This is a genomic window from Hymenobacter sp. (assembly GCF_031398885.1).
Lineage (GTDB): Bacteria > Bacteroidota > Bacteroidia > Cytophagales > Hymenobacteraceae > Hymenobacter.
The window spans coordinates 1-4293 of sequence record NZ_JANNOD010000044.1 but is presented as its reverse complement, the minus strand read 5'-3'; the positions used below and the strand labels follow the sequence as shown (position 1 = coordinate 4293).

Here is a 4293-nt window from a genome sequence, read left to right as displayed (position 1 = left end):
CTCTCCCTCCGCTCCGCCCAGCCGCTGGCCGCTGCAACTCCAACCACTGCAACCCGGGCCCAAATTGTTGGGTCGGCGTTGCATCTCCGCACACTGCTACTCGGCGGACTGGCCGTCGTGGCCAGCGGCGGCACGGCCCTGGCCCAAGATGCTCCGTCCGTAAAAGCCAAGCAGGCCGACGCCCAGTCCTTGTGGCTGACCGTTGAAAACCCCACGCACCAGTTGATGCAGCTGAAGGTGGTTTCCCTTGCCAGCCACACCTGCCTGGTGAACGAAGCAAACCGCCAGCCCTCCTACGGCAGCCAGCTGAACTTTCGCGGGATGCCCGCCGGGAAATATGCCGTGCTGCTGCGCGTGGGGCGCGAGCGCTACCGCTACAACGTGGAAGTGCAGCCGCAACCGCAGCCGCAAACCACCATTTTGGTGCGCGAGCTAACCCCCGCCCCAGCCCCGGACGCAGTCGCTTCGACCACCCGTTAGCCGTAGCCGGCCCATGGGCCGAGCCAAGTGGCAGCACCCGAGAAAAAATGCCTCGGACCCCGATGACGTAGTGCCATGCACGGCGTCGTCGGGGTCCGAGGCATCGGCATTAGAGCCCGGGCCTACGCACCCAGAACCGCCCCGACTTTGCGGCTATACTTGTCGCGGTAGGCCGCGGGCGAGACGCCAGTAATCTTTTTAAAGATGGCGCGAAACGCCTTGGTGTCGGAGTAGCCGACGGAGTACATCACCTCGTTCACGTTTTCCAGCGAAGATTCCAGGCTCATTTTGGCGGCTTCAATTTTCACGCGCTGGATGTATTCGGTCACGGTGTTAAAGGTGGCTTTTTTGAAGCGGCGCTCGAAGTTGCGGCGGCTCAGGAAGGCCGGGGAGGCCAATTCTTCGACGGAAATTTTGTCGGGGTAGTGGGCTTCGATGAAATGCTGCACCCGCTTGATGGGCGCGTCCTCGTGGTCTTTCTGCCCGCTAAAAATCATGAACGGCGACTGGCTGTCCCGGCCCATGTCGATTTGAAACACCTTGGCGCAGCACGCGGCCATGTCGCGGCTCACGTACTTTTCCACCAGGTAGAGCACTAGGTTGAGGTGGGAATAGGCGCCGCCGCTGGAGTAGAGGCCTAATTCATCGGTAATCACCCGTTCGTTCACCAACTCCACGTCGGGAAACATGGCCCGGAACTCGGACGCCGCAATCCAGTGGGTCGCGCACTTTTTGCCGCGCAGCAGGCCGGTGGCGGCCAGCAAAAAGGCGCCCATGCACAGGCTGGCCACCTCGGCTCCGGCGCGGTGCTGCTGGGCTACCCAGGCAATGAGCTCGCGGTTTTGCTCCACGGCGTCGGCCAAGTCGCCGTGCGGAGCGGGCACAATGATGAGGTCGGTGTGGAACGGCTCGCGGATGGTGCGGGCCGCGTGCAGCGTGAACAGGCCCTGATTGAAGGTCTTGTCGCGGGTGAGGCCCACCAGCTCCACCTCGAAGGCGGGCGGCTGGCCCTGTCGCCGCAAAAAATCATTTACCTGGGTAAACACTTTGTGCGGCCCCTCAATGCTGCCCACCACAACGTCGCCCGCGGGAACCAGAATGGTAATGTGCTTCATGGCTTAAAAGTAGGCAACTTCATGGCGCAATCGCCCCCCTAAGTGGCCGCAATTGCCCCTGTTGTGCCGGCTGTTTTGCCAATACCTTTGCTAAACAAGTTAGAAATGCTAATCATTTAATCATCCACCTCACCCCCACCCCCCGCCATGAAAACCCGCACCACCGCCCGCCTCTACTGGGGCCTCACCATTCTGTTTTGCCTGATGATGCTCATGGACGGCGTTGCCGGCTTGGTCCACGAGCACAACGGCGTCGTGGCCATGCAGCAGCTGGGCTACCCAATTTACGTCATGGACATCACCGGCGCGGCCAAAATCCTGGGGGCGCTGGCCCTGCTCCAGGCCAAGTACCGCACCCTGAAGGAATGGGCGTTTGCCGGCTTCGCCATCGACTTCATTGGGGCGGGGGCTTCCACGGCCTTCGCCGGCATGGGCCTGGCCGGAACCGCGCCCGCGCTCCTCATGCTGGCCGTGCTGTTTGGGCTTTACTTCTTGTGGAAGCGGTATTTGGCCCAGGCCCCGCAGCGGGCCGAGGCGTTGGAAGTGTCGGCGTCTTACAAAACGGCCGCGACCGCGGCGTAGCTGGTCCTGCTTTTCATGACGCTGAAGAGCAAGGAGAAACAGATAGGTTCTGAGGGTGGCGACCACCCCTCGATTTCACAGGCTTTCATTCGCCAATTCATTATCATGAGAAAAATAATTGCCGCTGAATACCTCACCCTGGACGGGGTGATGGAAAACCCGGCCTGGACCGGCCCTTACTTCAACGACGAGCTGGCGCAGCTTCAGCACAGCTTGCTGATGGCCAGCGACGCCCTGCTACTGGGCCGCGTTACCTACGAGGGCTTCGCCGCCGCCTGGCCGGGCGTGACCGACGAGAACGGTTTTGCCGAACGCATGAATGGCCTGCCCAAATTCGTGGCCTCCCGCACGCTGACCACGGCCGACTGGAACGCCAGCATCATCCAAGGCGACGTGGCCGCCGAAGTGACTCGCCTCAAACAGGAGCCCGGCCAAAACCTGCTCATTTACGGCAGCGGCCAACTGGCCGAGCACTTGCGGCAGCACCACCTGATTGACGAATACCGCCTCATGGTGCACCCGCTGCTGCTGGGCAGCGGCCAGCGGCTGTTTCGGGAAGGGGACGGCACCAACCTCACGCTCACCAACACGGTCGCCACCAGTACGGGTGTGCTGGTGCTCACCTATCAACTGGCCAGCACCTGAAAACCATGGACTTCAAACTTGAGCTTATTCCGGTGCCGGTGGCGGACGTTGACCGCGCCAAACAATTCTACGTGGAGCAAGCCGGCTTTCATTTAGACCACGACGTGCGGCCCGGCGGCCCGGTGCGCGTGGTGCAGCTCGCGCCGCCGGGCGCGGCCTGCTCCATCGTGCTGGCGGCCGGGCTGCCGGGTCTGGCAATGCCGGCCGGCGCGCTGCGGGGCCTGCACCTGGTGGTGGCCGACATCACCGAGGCGCGCGCCGAGCTGGCGGGGCGGGGCGTCGTCATGGACGAAATCCAGGACCTGGGCGGCATGAAATACGCCGGCTTCCGCGACCCGGACGGCAACACCTGGACTTTGCAGGAAATCCCGCCGCGGGCGTAGGGCCCATTCAGCGGGCCACCGCAACGCCTGGCCCTGCGCCCCTGGCGTCCGCCTGTTCGGTTGCCTTGCTAGTCCCGGGTGAGTTCCAGCTCCGGGCGCGCGGGCATTTGCAGGGGTACGTTTTCCACGGTAAAGGTGCTGTTGTCGAGGCCGAAGCTTTCCTGGTCCGACACGCCCAGCCACTTCAGCCAGTTGTGCAGGCGCAGGGCCACGCGCTTCCAGCCGCGCAGGAACCGCTCGTAGGGCAGGGTTTTGTTGAGCAGCACAAACTGAAAGTCCCCCACGATGTCCTGCTCCCGCAACGACTCGTAGCGCGAGGTGATGTCGATTTCCTTGTTCCGCACCAAGTCCGTTACCACCTGCCGGAACATGTAGTTGATGGCGTGGTCGACGCGGAAGCCCAGCCGAAAATCGATGCGCACCAGCTCCTGCGGCACGATGTGCTCGACGTGGAAGGTACGGGTGTACGGGTCGTCGTCGGTGTGCACGTGCACGAAGTAGTAGAGGTCGGCCCGCTTGGGGTTCTTCTTGAAAATGCTGTGGATGATGCCGTTTTCAATCTGTGACGAGTCGGTTGACTTGGTGAGGTACACCAGGTGGGTGGCGTACTTGGACACGGACGTGTCGTTGCTCAGCGTCTGGAGCAGGGGCAGCCAGTCGGCCACAGGCACAAATTCGGTGAGGTCGCGGCGAATTTTCTGGCCCTGAATCCAGGACACGATGACGACGAGAATAATCACGCTCAGCAGCACGCTCAGCCAGCCGCCTTCGGGGAATTTGCGCAGGTTGGCCACCAGGTAGGCGCCTTCCACGACGAGGTAGGTGCCCACGATGAGCCAGCGCAGCGCCGGGTTGGTTCTTTGCTGGCGTAGGTAGTAGGCCAGCAGCAGCGTGGTCATGAGCATAGTGATGGTGACGGCCAGGCCAAAGGCCGCTTCCATCTTGCCCGACTCGCGGAAGTACAGCACCACCCCGATGCAGCCCGCGCACAGCAGCCAGTTGAGCGAGGCCACGTAGCTCTGCCCGCGCAGCTCCGTGGGGTAGGAAATGCGCACCTTGGGCCAGAAATTGAGCCGCAAGGCTTCCAC

At 62.6% G+C, this 4293-nt stretch carries 6 protein-coding genes; 4 read left to right on the top strand and 2 right to left on the bottom strand.

Annotated features, from left to right (window positions below; all coding sequences use genetic code 11):
• Positions 1-480, top strand: a 480-nt coding sequence (locus RMO51_RS08075; RefSeq protein ID WP_310393646.1) for a hypothetical protein, incomplete at its 5' end; no start/stop codon positions are given.
• Positions 481-602: 122 nt separating this feature from the next.
• Here RMO51_RS08075 and RMO51_RS08070 read toward each other — a convergent pair.
• Positions 603-1595, bottom strand: coding sequence for a helix-turn-helix domain-containing protein (locus tag RMO51_RS08070; protein ID WP_310393644.1), 993 nt, complete (start codon positions 1593-1595; stop codon positions 603-605).
• A gap of 147 nt (positions 1596-1742) precedes the next feature.
• Between RMO51_RS08070 and RMO51_RS08065 the strand changes: the two genes are divergently transcribed.
• From RMO51_RS08065 to RMO51_RS08055, 3 genes are all read left to right on the top strand, one after another.
• On the top strand, positions 1743-2177 hold the full coding sequence (locus tag RMO51_RS08065) for a DoxX family protein (RefSeq protein ID WP_310393643.1): 435 nt from the start codon (positions 1743-1745) through the stop codon (positions 2175-2177).
• Positions 2178-2282: 105 nt separating this feature from the next.
• Entirely contained in the window at positions 2283-2822 is a 540-nt protein-coding gene (locus RMO51_RS08060) for a dihydrofolate reductase family protein (protein ID WP_310393641.1), read from the top strand.
• 5 nt (positions 2823-2827) lie between these two features.
• On the top strand, positions 2828-3205 hold the full coding sequence (locus RMO51_RS08055; RefSeq protein ID WP_310393639.1) for a VOC family protein: 378 nt from the start codon (positions 2828-2830) through the stop codon (positions 3203-3205).
• A gap of 68 nt (positions 3206-3273) precedes the next feature.
• Here the strand turns inward: RMO51_RS08055 and RMO51_RS08050 are convergent.
• A partial coding sequence (locus RMO51_RS08050; RefSeq protein WP_310393638.1) for a KUP/HAK/KT family potassium transporter occupies positions 3274-4293 on the bottom strand: 1020 nt, incomplete at its 5' end.

What these genes read in the sequence shown, in the direction of transcription:
- RMO51_RS08070 (WP_310393644.1), bottom strand. Translation starts at nt 1,595, where the DNA reads ATGAAGCACATTACCATTCTGGTTCCCGCGGGCGACGTTGTGGTGGGC.
- RMO51_RS08055 (WP_310393639.1), top strand. Translation starts at nt 2,828, where the DNA reads ATGGACTTCAAACTTGAGCTTATTCCGGTGCCGGTGGCGGACGTTGAC.
- RMO51_RS08060 (WP_310393641.1), top strand. Translation starts at nt 2,283, where the DNA reads ATGAGAAAAATAATTGCCGCTGAATACCTCACCCTGGACGGGGTGATG.
- RMO51_RS08065 (WP_310393643.1), top strand. Translation starts at nt 1,743, where the DNA reads ATGAAAACCCGCACCACCGCCCGCCTCTACTGGGGCCTCACCATTCTG.